Source organism: Spongiivirga sp. MCCC 1A20706 (genome assembly GCF_046524175.1).
GTDB lineage: Bacteria > Bacteroidota > Bacteroidia > Flavobacteriales > Flavobacteriaceae > Spongiivirga.
In genome coordinates this window covers 309162-326400 of sequence record NZ_JBEFZF010000004.1, presented here as the reverse complement: position 1 = coordinate 326400, position 17239 = coordinate 309162, and the positions used below count along the sequence as shown (strand labels likewise).

Genomic DNA, 17239 nt, shown 5'->3' with positions numbered 1-17239 from the left:
TGATTGATGTCTTGACGGAGCTACTCTCGATTTTCATCGCCGTAAATGGTAGTATGCATACCAGCAATTTTCCATTGGTTCCCTATTTTTTCCATTAGGCGGGTTTCTCTTTTCAAACCTCGCTCCGGATCCTCTTGGTTATAGCTAACCCATGCCCCATTCTCATAAAGACGCACATCAATATCCTGCAACAGCTGTGGCAACGGATCTGGCTCAGGATGGTCCTTGAAATAGGTGAGTACAAATTGGTTTATTTCATTCCATCCAACTGTTTCAGTCATCGTACTATCTGTAAATTGCATATATGTTTTGGTCACATAGGCTTCATGAACCCACTGATCTTTCCAAGTTTCGTAATCTCGCGTAAAGGCAGCCTTAGTTTCTTCATTTAATACTGATAGAATCGCTGCTTTCTCTTTAGTATAACGACCTTTAGCATCCGAAATAGTTTCATTGGCATCGGTTGGCACAGACGTTTCCTTACAACTAAATAATGAAAAAACAACCAACATGGTAATGATGATGAAATTTGAATTCATAAAACAATTTTTATCTCTAAAACAGTGTATTGGCAATACAGATTTAGACTATTTCTGCGCTTAATCCGGCTTGCAACAATTTTGAGCAACGCGGTTTTAAATCTTCGTAGGGTCCGGTTTTAACTGTACACTTACCTTTGTAATGTACAATGATGGAGCATTGCTCTGCTTGTTCTGGAGTGTGTTCACAAGCATAAATAAGCGTATCGATGACATGGTCGAAAGTGTTTACATCATCATTATACAAAACAATTTCGTTTTGCTTAACTACTTCTTCATCCAGAAGAACTTCCTCTAATATTTCTTCTTTAACGCTCATCTTAGCAGCCAAATTAATGAATGTCAATCAATTCAAAAAATAATTAGCATTAAGTTTTGTTAACAAATAAACAACCCACCCATTCATTTTTCTCCACATTTTTAAGGAACTCCAATCCGAGTAATTCGCATTTTTGCTTAATCTCCGGAATATCATCTTTATAGAACCCACTTAAAAAAAGTAATCCATCCTTTTTTAATACTGAAGTGTACTTAGGAAGATCTGCTAACAGTATGTTTCTGTTAATATTTGCAATCACACGATCATAAGTTTGATTATTCAACATACTCGCATCTCCTAAATAGGCTTTAATGTTCTCACATTTATTTCTATCGATATTCTCAATTGTATTCTCATAGCACCATGTATCAATATCAATTGCATCAATGTTAGCTGCATCCATTTTGGAAGCCATAATAGCAAGAACACCTGTACCACAACCCATATCTAACACATCTTTATCATCAAATTCCTGTTCCATCATCAATTGTAACATCATGTGTGTTGTTTCATGATGACCCGTACCAAATGACATTTTAGGTTCGATAATAATATCATATAGGGTTGTTGGCTTTTTATGAAAAGGTGCCCTTACCGTACATTTCTCAGCAACAACAATAGGATCAAAACTACGCTCCCATTCGGCATTCCAATTTACTTGCGCTATTTTTTCTGAGGTGTAACTTATTTTAAATTCATCCGATTGTAAAATGAAAATATCTTCGAAAATAGACGGTGTAAAATCCACTTCTTGGATGTAAGCGGTAAACCCAGTCTCAGTTTCCACAAAACTCTCAAAACCGGCATACCCTAATTCTGCAATAAGAATTTCGGTAGCCGGTTTTAAGGGTTTAATCGTAAAATGGTATGCAAGGTAAGTGGACATGTTCTTTTTGAGCTATACTATTGTTAAACGTATTTGGATGCTCTTTGTATTCTTCTAAGAAGAGGTTTCGACTGCGCTCAACCTGACATTAGTCTTTTGTCTACATTGCATCAATAATCGCAAAAAAGTCATCGGCTTTAAGTGATGCACCACCAATTAACCCACCGTCGACATCTGGTTTTGAAAAAATTTCTTTAGCATTCGCTGGCTTCACACTTCCACCATATAAAATAGATACTTCGTCAGCTATTGCATTTCCATATGCCAATGCGATCGTTTTTCTGATGAACTCATGCATTTCTTGTGCTTGTTCAGGAGATGCGGTTTCGCCCGTACCAATGGCCCAAACCGGTTCATATGCTAGAACAATATCTTTCCAAGCACTGTCAGGTAGTTGAAAAAGTGCATTTTTAAGTTGACTTTCTACCACATCAAAATGTTTTCCTGCCTTTCTGTCTTCTAATTCTTCACCAAAGCAAAATATGATTTGCATATTATGCTCTAAAGCAACCTCCACCTTTTCTGCTAAAAGTGTATCTGTCTCACCAAAATAAGCGCGTCGTTCAGAATGACCCAAAATCACATTTGGCACCCCGATGGTTTGCAACATATTGGCAGCAATTTCACCTGTATATGCTCCACTAGACGCCTGATGCATATTTTGTGCGGCTACCTCAATTGCTGTATCTCTGTCTTCGCAATTAATAACGGGAACTAGATTTACGAAGGTTGGAGCTACTATAATTCGCTTTCCATTACTATCAAAATTTTTCAATTTTTCACTAATTCCAGCTACTAAATCTTCTGATTGTACACTGGTAAGGTTCATCTTCCAATTTCCCGCTACAATTTTCTTTCTCATTTTTACTTAGTTGTTATTTGGTCTGGTTACATATTTACTTTCGGATCTAACCATCCATAGATTAAGTCCACAAAAATATTGATTAAAACGAACATTGTTGCTATCACAAGTACAGAACCTGTAACGACCGGTAAGTCTTTAAAATTTAAGGCTTCTACCAGCTGTTTTCCCAAGCCGTTCCACCCAAAAATATATTCAACAAAAACGGCTCCCGCTAGCATGCTAGCAAACCAACCTGAAATAGCCGTTACAACCGGATTTAATGCATTTTTTAAAGCATGCCTCCAGATTACCTGAAAACTTGAAAGTCCCTTCGCCCTCGCCGTGCGAATGTATTCTTGTTGTAAAACTTCTAAAAGTGAATTGCGCATAAGTTGTATCACCACTGCAAGAGGACGTATACCCAAAACAATGGCAGGCAAAATCAAGTTTTTCCAACGAATAAAGATTCCTTCACCAAAGTCGTCAACTTCATACAAACTTCCCGTCATATTAAGATGCGTGTATTTATACAGTACGAAACCAAATAACCAGGCAAACAAAATAGCACTAAAAAAAGAAGGAACACTCATACCAAAAGTGCTAAAGACCTGAATCGCTTTGTCTACCCATCGATCTTTAAATAATGCGGAAACTATTCCGAATAAAATACCAAGAATAATAGCAATGGTAATGGCTGCTACCGCTAAAACAAATGTATTTGGAAGCGTCTCGGCAATAATTGCGGTTACCTTCTTATCTGTTTTTTGATAGGATTCTCTTAAATAAGGCCATTTTAAAACAATCGCACTTTTACCAAGAGTGAACAATTTAATAGCATTGTATTTTCCTTTTCTTAAATATGTGAAGTCTTCTGGGTTAGTAGAATGCCCCGAAATAAGCGAAATATCGTTTAAAAAATAGCCGTATTGTGCTAACAAGGGCTTGTCCAGTCCGTACTTTTTCTTCACTGCGACAATTTGCTCTTCGCTCTCCGCTTGACCCAATATCATCTGTGCTGCATCGCCTGGAAGTTTATTCAATAGCAAGAAAATAACGGTTACCACACCGAATAAAGTGATGCCCGCATACATTAATTTATTTATAAGCTTACTGATCAATGATTAGCGATTTATTTATTCTTTGCTGCTTCCTTCTTTAATCGCATGGCATCTTCTATAGTTAATTCCATATATACAAAGGCATCGCCATACAAAGCAAGAGCATACTCTTCTACGGTAGTATCAAAACCCATTTCCTTCCGTAATGCATTGACTTTTTTCGGTTCTTGTATCGGCCAAATAAATTCCTTACCCGGTTCGTAAGACCTTCCTTGTGTGCCATAAATCTGGGGCTTTTCTTGATGCATTAAATATCTGTCCTCCATTGTAGCAACTAAGATTTTGTCTATTTCACCGTTCTCTCCTGCTTTTTTAATAAGATCGATATAAGTCCCAATCTTATCCATATTGTGTTGAATAACATACCATATGGCATTGTTTTCAGGTTCACCGACAGTTGATTTTCCGGGATATCCATGTTTCGCCAAAATATTTTCAGCTTTAATTAGATTTACGGAATCTATTTCTCGATACAGATCAAAATAGTCTTTCGTTTCTTTTTGGACAGGAATGCCATATCGTCTTGCCACAGAATCCTTTCCTTCCTTGGTGGCTTGCATTAATGTAAACCGTATACCTTGATCTGTATTCGAAATAACCTCTAGTTGTTTTTTTAAAGCAACATTAATATTTGATAAGGGTGCTCCAACTTTCTCTAATTCAAGCTTGTCAATATCGTTATAATGTAGTTTTTGAAGGATAGTACCCTTAGATAGTTTTAAAACTCCTGGATTCGAACGGATCATCGTCTTCAAAGTAGTTTCATCACAGAAGTAAAAATCAAAATTAAATCCATATTCCTCTTTTATAGTTTTAATTTCATTGGGAGACGAAGCTGTCATTCCTATTAGCTTATAGCCCATTTTCCCAGCTTCCTCTAATTTGGGCTTCATTGCTTCAAAGCCTTCTTTTGCTGATTTATCGATACTATAAGCATGAAGAATGATAAGATGTTCCTCTTGCATTAACTGCTCTGTATAATCCACTCCATCTCGTTCCATGATGTAATCATGTATAGGTGGTTCATAACCGGGCTCAACCATTTCGGTCTCTACTGAAATAAAGGTTCCATCAGAACTAGGATAGTCGCCCGCAGTCTTAATGACCTCTTCCGTTCCGTTAACATCAAACTTCCAGTAATAATCAAAAACAGCCTTAGGCGCATCTTCAGGAACAATCATATTATCTGGAATGTTTGCTCCTATTTTATAGGGTCTAAAATCAATTGCAGGCAAGTGATTAAACATATACATTGTGTACACGGTGCTAACAATAAGTGCCAACACTGAACCAATAATGGCTATACGTTTCGTAAAAAGCGGTTTTAACTTGTGCCGATTAAAAAAGATAACCAAAATTAGGACCAATAGCACCAGATCTTTTATAAACGATTGTAGCGGAGTTAATTTCATGGCATCACCGAAACAACCGCAATCAGTCACTTTACCAGTAATGGCAGAATATCCTGTTAATCCAGTAAAAAAAATGATCAAAATTAATAAGCTCCACGACGTAAATTTTGGTGCATCACCCAGAATGAGCATTACTCCTAAAATGCATTCGAAAATGACAATACTCATCGCAATGGTCAGCGCATGCGGAGTTAAAAAATCAAGGCCTAATACCTCAGGAGCAAAGTATTCTTCCAATTTATATGAAAAACCAAGTGGATCTGTTAGCTTAACAAAACCGGAGATAATAAACAAAACGCCGACAATCATTCGGCATAACTGGAAGATGATTTGCATAAACTATTTTTTAAAACTGCTTTAAATGAATCATTGCGAACACCGCATAATTGATCATATCTTGATAGTTGGCATCGATACCTTCAGACACTAGAGTTTTACCTTTGTTATCCTCTATTTGCTTTACGCGTAGTAATTTCTGCAAAATAAGATCGGTTAATGAAGCTACGCGCATATCACGCCAAGCCTCTCCGTAATCATGGTTTTTGTCTAGCATTAATTGCTTGGTAATACCAATATGCCTATCGTATAAATCGGTCGCTTTTTCAAGATTAAGATCAGGTTGTTCGGCTATACCTAATTCAATTTGTACCAATGCCATTACTGAGTAGTTAATTATCCCAATAAATTCAGAAACCTCCCCTTCTGCTACCTTTTGTGTTTCATTTTCTTGCAAACTTCTAATACGTTGTGCCTTGATAAAAATTTGATCCGTTAACGACGGTAAACGCAGTATTCTCCATGCACTCCCGTAATCCTTCATCTTATTAATAAAAAGGTCTCTGCATTTTTTAATAATCGCGTCGTACTGTTCTGCGGTTTGCTGCATGTGATCGTTGTAAATTTGTGTAAATTTCGCTTAAATATTTTAAATAGAGAAAAGACATTTAACCAACTATGACCATAAATTGTAAAGGAACATTGATTGATCTTTCATCTCCTAAAGTAATGGGTATTTTAAATATTACCCCAGATTCATTTTACGATGGGGGTCGGTATAAAAATGAAAGTGATATCTTATTCAAAACCGAAACAATGTTAAATGAGGGCGCAACATTCATCGATATTGGTGGATACAGTTCAAGACCAGGTGCCGAACATGTTTCTGAGGATGAAGAACTAAATCGCGTAATACCTATTGTCACCTTATTAATTAAAAAGTTTCCAGAAATTATCATTTCGGTAGACACCTTTAGAAGTGAAGTAGCTAAAAAAAGTATTGAAGTTGGTGCTGCTATCATTAATGATATTTCAGCCGGAAACTTAGATGCAAATATGTTCGGAACTATTTTTGAATATCAAGTACCTTACATCATGATGCATATGAAAGGTACACCCCAAAATATGCAAAATGATCCTGAGTATGATAATCTGATAAAAGAGATGATCTATTATTTCTCCGAAAAATCGGCTAGTGCTCGTGATCATCGGATCAACGACATTATTATCGATCCCGGTTTTGGTTTTGGTAAAACTTTAAATCACAATTATGAGATTTTAAATAATCTTGAACTTTTTAAAACCCTAAAAAAACCTATACTAGTAGGGCTTTCAAGAAAATCGATGATTTATAAGATGTTAAACATCGCTCCGAAAGATGCACTAAACGGGACTACTGCATTACATAGCATCGCTCTATTAAAAGGAGCAAATATTTTAAGAGTACATGATGTCAAGGAAGCAGTAGAATGCATAAACTTGGTTGAACGATTGATTATTAATTGATTTCTTATTTAAGATTCATATATCGTATTATAAAAACAGTCTGCTGTTACCAGTTACTACTGACTAAATACATAGAATTTCTATCCAACTTATTTTCCTATTTTTACGGTACACTACCGCTGGGAGTACCAGAGAAGTATTAGTGGGAAAACAATTTTGATTGGGGGGCTAACCCAAAGTATTTAAATCTCGATTATCGAGCAAACACTAACCATTGGGCAATTTCAAATTTCTTGATTTTGGTATAATCGATATCATCGATATTATATTGGTGGCACTACTGCTCTACTATGTTTACAAATTAGTAAAGGGTACCGTAGCGATCAATATTTTTATAGGTATTGTAATCGTAACGCTGATATGGCAATTAACCAAGGCGCTTGATATGCTTTTGCTAAGTAATATTCTAGGAGCTTTCATTAGTGTCGGTGTTATTGCTTTGATTGTCGTTTTTCAACAAGAAATTCGGAAATTCTTGCTGATGATCGGTTCTACCAATTTCGCTACCCGAGGTGGTGGTATTGCTAAACGTCTCCGATTTTTAAAAGAAAATCAACTAGTCACCGAAACCGATGTTGATGCTATAGTAAATGCCTGTGCAAAAATGGCAAAAACCCGCACTGGTGTATTACTAGTTATTGAACGAAATAACAAGCTAGACTTTTTACGAAATACGGGTGACTTAATGAACGCCGAAATTAACCAACCTATTTTAGAAAGTATTTTCTTTAAAAACAGTCCACTTCACGATGGTGCCGCCCTTATATCAGGCAATTATGTAGTAGCAACACGTGTTATTTTGCCGGTTTCCAGTTCTAGAACGATTCCTTCGCGATTTGGTTTACGTCACCGTGCAGCGGTAGGCATATCAGAAAAAACCGATGCCTTGGTATTAGTCGTTTCTGAGGAAACGGGTCAAGTGAGTTATGTAAGAGATGGCGAATTTATGTTGTTTAGTGATATGGAAGAATTGGCTTTAACCCTTAAAAAAGATTTGGCTTAATGTATTGCAAAAACTGCGCTACCTATTTACCATATCAGAATGATTTTTGTGGTAGTTGCGGTGCCAAAATCGTTAAGAACCGATTTACAGTAAAAAGTATTTTTAACGAGGCAAGAGAAGAATATCTTGTTTCAGATAATAAGTTATTTCTAACTTTTTGGCACTTGCTCATAAAACCTGAATTAGTAATTCAAGGCTACATTGAAGGGATTCGAAAACGATATTTGAATGTCATTGCTTATGTTGCCGTATCACTCACGGTTTTGGGAATTTATGTTTTTTTATTAAAGAATTTTTATACAGACGATACACTTATTAACGAATTCAACACTAGTATGCTGGGCAACAGAAAACTTGAAGACCTAACACCTGAACAAAAAGAAAAGTTTATAGAGAGTAGTAAAATGTTCTCGGATGTGATGGGAAAATTCATAGATTTTCTTGGATTAATTACTATTGTTACAACCCCTATTAATGCGATTGCTAGCTATCTTATTTTTATTACAAAAAGAAAACATAATTATGCCGAACATGTTGTAATCAACTATTATATGGCTGCCCAAGCTTCCATAGCCTCGTCTCTTGCTTTAATTCTACTATTGCCTCTTTTTGGTAATTCTCCAATCCCCCCTCTAGTAATCACTCCACTTACAATTTTCTATCAAGGTTACTTATTCAAACGTCTATATAACATATCAATTTTTGAGAGTTTTTATAAAACTATTCTGTTCTACATTTTACAAACTACTATTGTAGTTTTCTTAACAATATTAATGGGAGGAATAGGTGCTTTACTTTATTTCTGGCTGTTTAAATGATTGATTCTATGAACTGTAAAAACTGTGAAATAAGATTACAAGAAGATGCCACTTATTGCCATAACTGCGGCGCGAGGGTTATTAAAAATAGATTGACATTAAGAAATTTATTTGAGCATATTTCTGAAACCTTTTTTAATTATGACAATAAACTACTAAGAACCTTTTTAACACTGGCAAAAAAGCCAGAACAAGTTGTCGGAGGTTACGTTAAAGGAATTAGAAAACGATACGTAAACCCAATTAGCTTTTTTGGATTATCAATTACCATTTCTGGTTTGTCAATCTTTTTAATAAAGCGTTTTTATCTTGAATATTTCGACATGGGTAAATGGTTCCTCCAGTTTGAAGTATTTAATAATGAAGGATCGAAAAAGATGCTCGAAAACATGTCCGCTGGTGATACGATGGAATATAGTTCGCTTATGTTTTCTATAATAATCCCGGTATTTGCATTGTTATCTTGGATTATCTTTTTGGATAAAAAATATAATTTTACAGAGCATATAGTCTTGTATTTATATACGATGTCTGGCTTATCAATTTTGACGGTAATTTTAGGTCAAATTATACTATTGATATCTCCTACTAATTATATATCCTTTATATTCTTAACTTATCCAGTATTGCTATTATATCACTGCTATGCCCTAAAACGAATTTTTGAATTGAATTTTGGACAGTTAATTCTAAGGACATTTTTGTTTTTATTTCTTTTTGGTGTTACCTACATAATCATTGGAATAGCATCCTTTATTATTGGATTATTTATGGGAACCTACGACATGCAGAGTTTTGCCCCGCCTAAGTAGCATTACTCATCAAGCCACCTCCTCGTTCATAAACTGCACTTCATACAGATTACGGTAGTAGCCATTTTCTATAGTGAGTAATTCTTCATGGGTACCTTCTTCCACGATTTTACCCTTATCCATTACAATGATCTTATCGGCCTTCTTAATGGTTGCCAGACGATGGGCTATTACGATAGAAGTTCGGCCTTCAGTAATCTTATCAGTTGCATCCTGAATAAGCTGTTCTGAATTGGAATCAATTGAGGACGTTGCTTCATCTAATACTAAAATACTAGGATTGCTTACATAGGCTCTTAAAAAAGAAAGCAATTGCCTCTGACCCGAAGATAACATCACACCGCGTTCTTTTACATTATAGTGATACCCACCTGGTAGTGATGCGATGAAATCGTGAATCCCTATCTGCTTTGCCGCTGCGGTCACTTCTTCTTCAGTAATTGTCTCATCTTTCAGTGTGATGTTATTCAATATAGTATCTGCAAATAAGAATACATCTTGTAACACTACAGCAATCTGATCTCGCAACACTTCCAGCTTAATATCTTTAATATCAATATTGTCTACCAAAATATGTCCGCTATCAATTTCATAAAAGCGACTCAACAAATTGATAATGGTCGACTTACCTGCTCCTGTAGAACCAACAATCGCAATGGTCTGCCCTGCTTTGACATCTAAGGAAATGCCATGCAACACCTCTTCTTCCGGAATATAGGAGAAGTGTACTGTATCAAAAACGATGTTTCCTTTTAATTCTAGTTCCTTAATGGTACCTGTATCTTCAATTTGAGAATCAGTATCGAGTATTTTAAAAACACGCTTGGCAGATACCATTCCCATTTGCAGCGTGTTAAACTTATCAGCTAACTGACGAAGTGGTCTAAATAGCATGGGGATATACATAATAAAAGCAAACAACTCTCCGGAAGTTGATTGTGTTTCTAGCACTACCATCAATCCGCCATACCAGGCTACAAGTCCTATGGCAATAGACGATGAAAGTTCTGCTATTGGGAAAAAGATAGAATTATACCAAATAGTTTTTAACCAGCCCTGTTTGTGTCGTTCGTTAATGGCTTTAAACTTTTCAAACTCTCTGTCTTCCCGGGTAAATAACTGTAAAATTTTCATTCCAGTTACCCGTTCTTGAACAAAGGTGTTTAAGTTGGTGATCTCCGTACGTACCTCTTCAAAGGCCTTTTTCATATTTCGCTGAAAAATACGAGTTGCATATATTATGAAAGGTAGTACTGTGAAGACCGTTAGTGCCAGTTTCCAGTTCATATAAATCATAAAACCAGCGACTACACTCATTTTCAATAAATCGCTAAAAATCGTGAACAGACCTTGCCCAAAAATATCGGCTATACGTTCCATATCAGTCACTGCTCTGGTTACCAACATCCCTACTGGACTATTGTCGTAATATTTCTTTTTAAAACCAAGCATTCTTGAAAACAGGGTAATACGCACATCACGCACTACTGATTGACCAAGCCAGCTTGCATAAAAAATGAATAATAACTGAAACAATACTTCGGCAAACAGTAATAGTATCATGATCATGATATAGTACAAAAAACCATTCTCATCTTTAACTGCAACATTTTCATCAATAGCATATTTAAGTACGCCTGGCCTTAACGCACTAGAAGCAGATAGGAAGATAGCGGAAAACAACACCACCGTAAAAATCAAACGATATGGTCTTGCAAAACCAAAAAGTCGTCTAAATAATTTAAAGTCGAAGTTATTTTCTTTTTTATTTGCCATTTATGTTACAACAATTTTATACTGCTTGGATATTCAATTTTTGATAGGTATAGTGCATGACCCGGAGCAGAAGCTCCAGCTTGCTTACGATCTTTACTTTCGATCACATCGATCATGTTTTTCACATCCATGTCTCCGAGACCTATAGGTAACAACGTGCCCACAATTGCACGAACCATATTGCGCAAAAAACGATCTGCCGTAATGGTAAAGATCAGCATATTATCTTGTTTTCGCCAAACAGCCTTGGTTATTTTACAATTATATGTTTTTACATCGGTATTAGAACGTGAAAAACATTTAAAATCAGTATAATTCAATAATAAAGCTGATGCTTTATTAAGACGGTCAATATCTAATGACCTATTGTGTTGATAGGCGGTGTCAGTCAAAAAAGGATCTTTTTTTAGTGTAATCAGATATTCATAGGTGCGTGCTATAGCATCAAATCTAGCGTGGGCTTCCGCAGTTACCGGAAAGATATGATAAATCGCCACATCATTTGGTAAAAACGAATTAAGCTTTCTACATAATTCGAAACTATCAAATTCTCTTTCGGTTTCAAAATGTAAATAATATTGCTTCGCGTGAACTCCAGTATCGGTTCTGCCACACCCGACTACTTTGACGGTTTCTCTAATTAGTGTAGAAAGAGCTTTTTCAACGACTTCTTGCACGGTAATAGCGTTAGGCTGCGCTTGCCAACCGTGATAGTTTTTTCCGTTATAAGCCAGTTCAATAAAATACCTCAAGGAAATGTCGTGAATTTGAAAAAACAAATATACTTTTAATCTTACTATCTGGTTTATTGTATTAACTTTTGATTGTGATAAGTACAATCCAAAATGCTAAATAATTGAAGAAAATCCTATTACTTTCTGATACTCATAGTTATATAGATTCACAAATTTTGAAATATGTTGATCAAGCAGATGAAGTATGGCATGCCGGTGATATCGGTCATTTAAAAGTAACAGATCAAATTAAAAAAAGAAAGCCTTTAGTAGCCGTTCACGGTAATATAGATGATGCCAAGATTAGACAAGAATTTCCGGAGCACCAACGATTCTTATGTGAGGAAGTGGATGTTTGGATAACACATATTGGTGGCTACCCTCCAAAGTATAATATAAGGGTAAAAGATGAGATAAAACTGAACCCTCCCAAGCTGTTCATATGTGGGCACAGTCATATTTTAAAAGTAATACCTGATAAAAAATTGGGGGTGTTACATATGAATCCGGGAGCCATTGGCAAACATGGTTTTCATACCGTTCGTACTATGCTTCGCTTTACTATTGAGGGATCAGATATCAAAGACCTAGAAGTTGTAGAAATGAAGCGTTAGAGGGAGTCTACAACAAAATAGAATAGGCGAACTCAACATTTTGAACTAACTAACCCAACCTTCCCGCCCAAGTAAATTTGCGATATGGGCAAAATGATGTTGGCTATGCCAAGCATAGATTCCAGTTTGCTTCTTAAGATTAATTTCAACATCTCCTTCCGGATGTATGTAGCTTCTGCTTAACTGTTCATCGGTCAAGCTTTTTATGGTAGCAACCAGTTTCGCATGAATGGCCTTTAAATAGTCCAATGAAATCTGAATAGGCAAGAACTTTGCGTCTTCTAGCTCAGCCCATTCTTGTTCAAAATATGCCTTAATTCTGGGTTTATTTTCCGTCAATGTCCATTTAAAACGGGTATAACTATGATGATGACTATCCGCCAAATGATGGATAGTTTGGCGAACTGTCCAACCTCCTGGACGGTATGGTGTGTTAAGTTGATCATTATCCAAAGCACTCACTAATTTTTCAAGTTTTGCAGGGAATTCTTCAAGTACCTTGATCCACTCTTCAAGTTGTTCATCGGTATATACCTCCGGTGCTTCAAATTGGCCAATTGGATAACGAAGTAGATCTAGTTGATCAGTCATGAAAATAGTCATTTATAAAAGTTAAAAATACAGTAAATCTTGCGGTGATTTACTAACAATTAAAAGTATAACAAAACCCTAACATATTAATCTACTAAATAAGTAGATTAATGGTTAATTTTGAAGAAATAACTTAAAAATAAACATCATGGCAACATTAAGACTAGGCGATATAGCCCCCGATTTTATAGCACAAAGCTCAGAAGGAACTATTAACTTTCACGAGTACCTGGGAGATAGCTGGGGAGTGTTGTTTTCACATCCGGCAGACTATACACCTGTTTGCACTACCGAATTAGGTACCGCTGCAAAATACAAAGACGAATTTACCAAAAGAAACACGAAAGTGATAGCACTAAGTGTTGATGGATTAGCATCTCATAAAGGGTGGATTAACGATATTAATGAAACACAGCAAACAACAGTTAACTTTCCCATAATTGCTGATGAGGATAAGAAAGTTTCCAACTTATATGATATGATTCACCCAAAAGCGGATAGTAATTTGACCGTACGATCTGTTTTTGTTATTGCACCCAATAAAACCATCAAACTAATTATTACCTACCCAGCATCAACGGGTCGTAATTTTGATGAATTACTTCGTGTTATTGATTCATTGCAGCTAACCGCATACCATAAAGTTGCAACCCCGGCAAACTGGGAACATGGTCAGGAAGTTGTAATAAGTCCATCAGTAAGTAATGAAGAAGCAACGGTCCTTTTCCCTAAAGGATTCAAGGAGGTTAAACCTTATTTAAGGTTGACCGAACAGCCGAACTTGAATTAGCAGCAGATGCTGTTATTTAAATATCAGGTCGAACGAAGTCGATAGGTCTCAACTACGCTCGACCTGATCATTTTATTTAAAAAAAGAATCGACAAACTCGTATTTGTTAAAGACTTGCAGATCTTCAATACCTTCTCCTACCCCTATATACTTTACAGGAATTTGAAATTGGTCCGATATTCCAATTACCACTCCTCCCTTTGCAGTACCATCTAATTTGGTAACCGCCAAACTAGTAACTTCTGTGGCTGCGGTAAATTGTTTTGCCTGTTCAAATGCGTTTTGACCTGTAGAACCATCCAGTACCAACAACACATCATGTGGAGCGTCACCAACCACTTTTTGCATGACACGTTTTACTTTGGTAAGTTCGTTCATTAAGTTCACCTTATTATGCAATCGTCCTGCAGTATCAATAATCACTACGTCTGCATTTTGTGAAACAGCTGACTGCAACGTATCAAACGCCACTGAAGCCGGATCGCTACCCATGTCTTGTTTTACGATAGGTACCCCTACCCGATCTGCCCATACCTGAAGCTGATCAATCGCTGCCGCTCTAAAAGTATCTGCTGCGCCAAGCACTACTTTTAACCCTTGCGCATTAAATTGATGTGCCAATTTACCTATGGTAGTGGTTTTGCCAACACCATTGACCCCAACAACCATTAACACATATGGTTTTTTGTCCTTCGGAATAGAAAATTCGGTCTCCTCTCCTACATTGGTTTCCGATAAAAGCCCAGCTATTTCTTCTCTTAATATTTCATTAAGTTCGTCCGTACCTAGGTATTTGTCTTTAGAAACACGCTCCTCGATTCGCTCTATAATCTTTAAAGTAGTATTCACTCCGACGTCAGAAGTCACTAGAATTTCTTCTAGATTGTCAAGTACATCATCATCTACCTTTGACTTTCCAGCAACTGCTTTACTTAGCTTATTAAAGAAACTTGTTTTCGATTTTTCTAAACCTTTATCTAAGGTCTCCTTTTTTTCTGAGGAGAATATTTTTTTGAAAAAACTCATGTTGTAGGGCTGTTGTTTAGTTAGCCGTTGTGCTAGGGATAGAGGCGATATCCCATGACGATACTGTCATGGATTTAGCCGAAAGCCCGACCCTACGAAGCCGCGACCTTAGGAGTGGCGAAGTAGGGAAGCACCCAAATTTAAGATGCCAAATATACAAAAAGAAAAAGCTACCTGTAGCGTACAGATAGCTTTGTATATGATAAAAAATAATGTCTTATTTTTTCAAAAAGTCGTTTACTTGATCGGGAGACATTACCGCCTCAACAAATGTGTAAGCTCCTGTTTTAGGAGATTTTACCATTTTGATCGCTTTTGTAAGCCTTTTTGAACCCGTTTGTAAGGTTGCTACTGATTTCTTTGCCATGGCTATATACTTTTAGAATTCTCTAAGCGAAAATTCTTGATTACTTAATCTCTTTGTGAACAGTCATTTTCTTCAAGATAGGATTGAATTTTTTGATCTCAATTCTATCAGGAGTATTCTTTTTATTCTTTGTAGTAATGTAACGAGATGTTCCTGGCTTACCAGAAGCTTTGTGCTCGGTACACTCTAAAATCACTTGAATTCTATTTCCTTTCTTTGCCATTGTACTGCTACTTTATTATTTGATAAAGCCTTTGGCTTTAGCTTCTTTTAATACTGCTGAAATTCCTTTTCTGTTGATATTTTTCAATGCTGAAGCAGAAACTTTCAACGTGATCCATTTATCTTCTTCAGGAATATAAAAACGCTTTTTCATCAAGTTCGCGTTGAACTTTCTTTTCGTCTTGTTCATTGCGTGCGAAACGTTGTTACCAACCATCGCTTTTTTTCCTGTAAGTTCACAAACTCTAGACATTATTCTTAACTTTTATATAGTTATCTTAAAACAGGGTGCAAAATAACGAATAATTAATGGTTCTGACAAATAAAAAAATCTAGTTTTTTGAAATTTCTCCTAGCAGTATTTCCATAGCTTTATTAACCGCTTTTTGCACCACTCGAACGCGATGATTTCCTAGATTAAATTTTTCAGAATACACGCCATTTGGGGTAGCAATACCTATATATACAGTACCTATTTCAGCATCGGCATCACCTTTGGTAGGACCCGCGTTGCCGGTAGTAGATAAGGCATAGTCCGCATTCAATATTTTTCTTGCTCCTACTGCCATTGCTTCAGCAACTTGAGCACTAACTACAGAATGTTCATCAATTAACTTCTGATGAACTCCCAACATGGTCACTTTCGACTGGGTTGCATAAGAGACTACTCCACCCTTAAAATATGAAGATGCTCCTGGGACCGATGTTAAATGCTCCGCTAATTTTCCGCCTGTACAGCTTTCTGCCAATGCTAAAGTTAGTTTCAATTCGCTCATTTTTTTTCCAACGACCACCGCGATTTCATCTTCTTCTTCAAGGCCAACGATGATGTTGCCTATTAAAGGATAGAGCTTTTGAATAAAATCATCAATTTGCTGTTGCAGCGCATCTTTATCCCACCCCTTAGTAGAAAGCCGAAGTCGTACCCGACCTAAATTAGGCAAATATGCCAATTTGATATGTGCTGGTAAGCTATCTTCCCATTGTTCTATTTTTTCGGAAATAGCACTTTCACCTAAACCATAGGTCATTACCGTTTTGTGAATGATAAATGGGAGTTTAAACTGTTTTTGAATACGTGGAAGTACCTGAAGTTTCATAAGCTGCTTCATCTCAAAAGGAACTCCGGGCATTGAAATAACTAATTTACCATTTTGCTGTATCCACATTCCCGGTGCAGTACCATATTCATTATGTAATACCAGCGCTTTAGATAATACCAATGCTTGTTGCCTATTAAGATCAGAAATTGGCGTAGCAATATATTTTTTAAACAGTGCCTCCACATGTTTTAAGACACCTTCGTCTTGCACCAAAGTGTCATCAAAGTATTCTGCCAATGTGTGTTTTGTAATATCGTCTTTGGTTGGCCCTAACCCACCGGTGAGAAGAAGAATATCAGCTCTGCCCTCAGCTTCTTTTAAGGCTTCCAGAATATGTTCTCGTGTATCGGACACTGAACTGATTTGGACTACCTCAACACCAATTTTGTTGAATTCCTTGCTTATGAAGGCAGAATTTGTATCAACAATTTGACCGATGAGTATTTCATCACCAATCGTAATGATTTCAGCTTGCATTGTGTT

At 36.5% G+C, this 17239-nt stretch carries 21 protein-coding genes; 6 read left to right on the top strand and 15 right to left on the bottom strand.

Going from position 1 to position 17239, the window contains the following annotated elements; all coding sequences use genetic code 11:
• Positions 1-20 precede the first annotated feature (20 nt).
• The 7 genes from ABN763_RS11790 to ABN763_RS11760 all read right to left on the bottom strand — a co-directional run bounded on the left by ABN763_RS11790 (position 21) and on the right by ABN763_RS11760 (position 6004).
• Complete coding sequence (locus ABN763_RS11790) at positions 21-539, bottom strand: hypothetical protein (protein ID WP_410485670.1); 519 nt, start codon at positions 537-539, stop codon at positions 21-23.
• A gap of 43 nt (positions 540-582) precedes the next feature.
• Positions 583-858 carry an ATP-dependent Clp protease adaptor ClpS gene (locus ABN763_RS11785; protein WP_410485829.1) on the bottom strand — a complete coding sequence of 92 codons (276 nt, stop codon included), beginning with the start codon at positions 856-858 and terminating at the stop codon, positions 583-585.
• A gap of 49 nt (positions 859-907) precedes the next feature.
• Positions 908-1744: a 50S ribosomal protein L11 methyltransferase gene (gene prmA / locus ABN763_RS11780; RefSeq protein WP_410485669.1), complete on the bottom strand. Its 837-nt coding sequence runs from the start codon at positions 1742-1744 to the stop codon at positions 908-910.
• Between the two features lie 100 nt (positions 1745-1844).
• Positions 1845-2606 carry a triose-phosphate isomerase gene (gene tpiA / locus ABN763_RS11775; RefSeq protein ID WP_410485668.1) on the bottom strand — a complete coding sequence of 254 codons (762 nt, stop codon included), beginning with the start codon at positions 2604-2606 and terminating at the stop codon, positions 1845-1847.
• 26 nt (positions 2607-2632) lie between these two features.
• Entirely contained in the window at positions 2633-3706 is a 1074-nt protein-coding gene (locus tag ABN763_RS11770; protein ID WP_410485667.1) for an ABC transporter permease, read from the bottom strand.
• 11 nt (positions 3707-3717) lie between these two features.
• Complete coding sequence (locus tag ABN763_RS11765; protein ID WP_410485666.1) at positions 3718-5454, bottom strand: BT_3928 family protein; 1737 nt, start codon at positions 5452-5454, stop codon at positions 3718-3720.
• Positions 5455-5464: 10 nt separating this feature from the next.
• Positions 5465-6004 carry a DUF1599 domain-containing protein gene (locus ABN763_RS11760; protein ID WP_410485665.1) on the bottom strand — a complete coding sequence of 180 codons (540 nt, stop codon included), beginning with the start codon at positions 6002-6004 and terminating at the stop codon, positions 5465-5467.
• Between the two features lie 68 nt (positions 6005-6072).
• On the opposite strand from ABN763_RS11760, the gene folP reads away from it, so the two are divergent.
• The 4 genes from folP (at position 6073) to ABN763_RS11740 (ending at position 9533) form a co-directional block, all read left to right on the top strand.
• A complete protein-coding gene (gene folP, locus ABN763_RS11755) occupies positions 6073-6900 on the top strand; it encodes a dihydropteroate synthase (RefSeq protein ID WP_410485664.1) in 828 nt (275 codons plus the stop codon).
• 214 nt (positions 6901-7114) lie between these two features.
• On the top strand, positions 7115-7903 hold the full coding sequence (cdaA, locus tag ABN763_RS11750; protein WP_410485663.1) for a diadenylate cyclase CdaA: 789 nt from the start codon (positions 7115-7117) through the stop codon (positions 7901-7903).
• Complete coding sequence (locus ABN763_RS11745; protein WP_410485662.1) at positions 7903-8721, top strand: DUF3667 domain-containing protein; 819 nt, start codon at positions 7903-7905, stop codon at positions 8719-8721. The genes cdaA and ABN763_RS11745 overlap by 1 nt, the downstream gene beginning before the upstream one ends.
• Before the next feature lie 8 nt (positions 8722-8729).
• A complete protein-coding gene (locus ABN763_RS11740) occupies positions 8730-9533 on the top strand; it encodes a DUF3667 domain-containing protein (RefSeq protein ID WP_410485661.1) in 804 nt (267 codons plus the stop codon).
• A 9-nt stretch (positions 9534-9542) separates the two neighbouring features.
• Here ABN763_RS11740 and ABN763_RS11735 read toward each other — a convergent pair whose 3' ends face one another.
• Both ABN763_RS11735 and truA read right to left on the bottom strand, forming a co-directional pair.
• Positions 9543-11309 (bottom strand): ABC transporter ATP-binding protein, encoded by a 1767-nt coding sequence (locus ABN763_RS11735; RefSeq protein WP_410485660.1) that lies wholly within the window; start codon positions 11307-11309, stop codon positions 9543-9545.
• A gap of 5 nt (positions 11310-11314) precedes the next feature.
• Complete coding sequence (gene truA, locus ABN763_RS11730; RefSeq protein ID WP_410485659.1) at positions 11315-12061, bottom strand: tRNA pseudouridine(38-40) synthase TruA; 747 nt, start codon at positions 12059-12061, stop codon at positions 11315-11317.
• A 104-nt stretch (positions 12062-12165) separates the two neighbouring features.
• Here truA and ABN763_RS11725 point away from each other — a divergent pair, with 104 nt between their 5' ends.
• A complete protein-coding gene (locus tag ABN763_RS11725; RefSeq protein WP_410485658.1) occupies positions 12166-12657 on the top strand; it encodes a metallophosphoesterase family protein in 492 nt (163 codons plus the stop codon).
• Positions 12658-12702: 45 nt separating this feature from the next.
• Here ABN763_RS11725 and ABN763_RS11720 read toward each other — a convergent pair whose 3' ends face one another.
• Positions 12703-13248, bottom strand: coding sequence for a YfiT family bacillithiol transferase (locus ABN763_RS11720; RefSeq protein WP_410485657.1), 546 nt, complete (start codon positions 13246-13248; stop codon positions 12703-12705).
• Between the two features lie 148 nt (positions 13249-13396).
• Here ABN763_RS11720 and ABN763_RS11715 point away from each other — a divergent pair, with 148 nt between their 5' ends.
• Positions 13397-14038, top strand: coding sequence for a peroxiredoxin (locus ABN763_RS11715; protein WP_410485656.1), 642 nt, complete (start codon positions 13397-13399; stop codon positions 14036-14038).
• Positions 14039-14110: 72 nt separating this feature from the next.
• Here the strand turns inward: ABN763_RS11715 and ftsY are convergent, their stop codons facing one another.
• From ftsY to ABN763_RS11690, 5 genes are all read right to left on the bottom strand, one after another.
• The gene (gene ftsY, locus ABN763_RS11710) at positions 14111-15064 is read right to left on the bottom strand and encodes a signal recognition particle-docking protein FtsY (RefSeq protein WP_410485655.1); all 954 of its coding nucleotides are present in this window, start codon (positions 15062-15064) and stop codon (positions 14111-14113) included.
• Between the two features lie 217 nt (positions 15065-15281).
• Complete coding sequence (locus tag ABN763_RS11705; protein ID WP_410485654.1) at positions 15282-15431, bottom strand: DUF4295 domain-containing protein; 150 nt, start codon at positions 15429-15431, stop codon at positions 15282-15284.
• Positions 15432-15471: 40 nt separating this feature from the next.
• The gene (gene rpmG / locus ABN763_RS11700) at positions 15472-15654 is read right to left on the bottom strand and encodes a 50S ribosomal protein L33 (protein ID WP_410485653.1); all 183 of its coding nucleotides are present in this window, start codon (positions 15652-15654) and stop codon (positions 15472-15474) included.
• A gap of 15 nt (positions 15655-15669) precedes the next feature.
• The gene (gene rpmB / locus ABN763_RS11695) at positions 15670-15906 is read right to left on the bottom strand and encodes a 50S ribosomal protein L28 (RefSeq protein ID WP_410485652.1); all 237 of its coding nucleotides are present in this window, start codon (positions 15904-15906) and stop codon (positions 15670-15672) included.
• A 79-nt stretch (positions 15907-15985) separates the two neighbouring features.
• The gene (locus ABN763_RS11690) at positions 15986-17233 is read right to left on the bottom strand and encodes a competence/damage-inducible protein A (RefSeq protein WP_410485651.1); all 1248 of its coding nucleotides are present in this window, start codon (positions 17231-17233) and stop codon (positions 15986-15988) included.
• Positions 17234-17239: the final 6 nt, after the last annotated feature.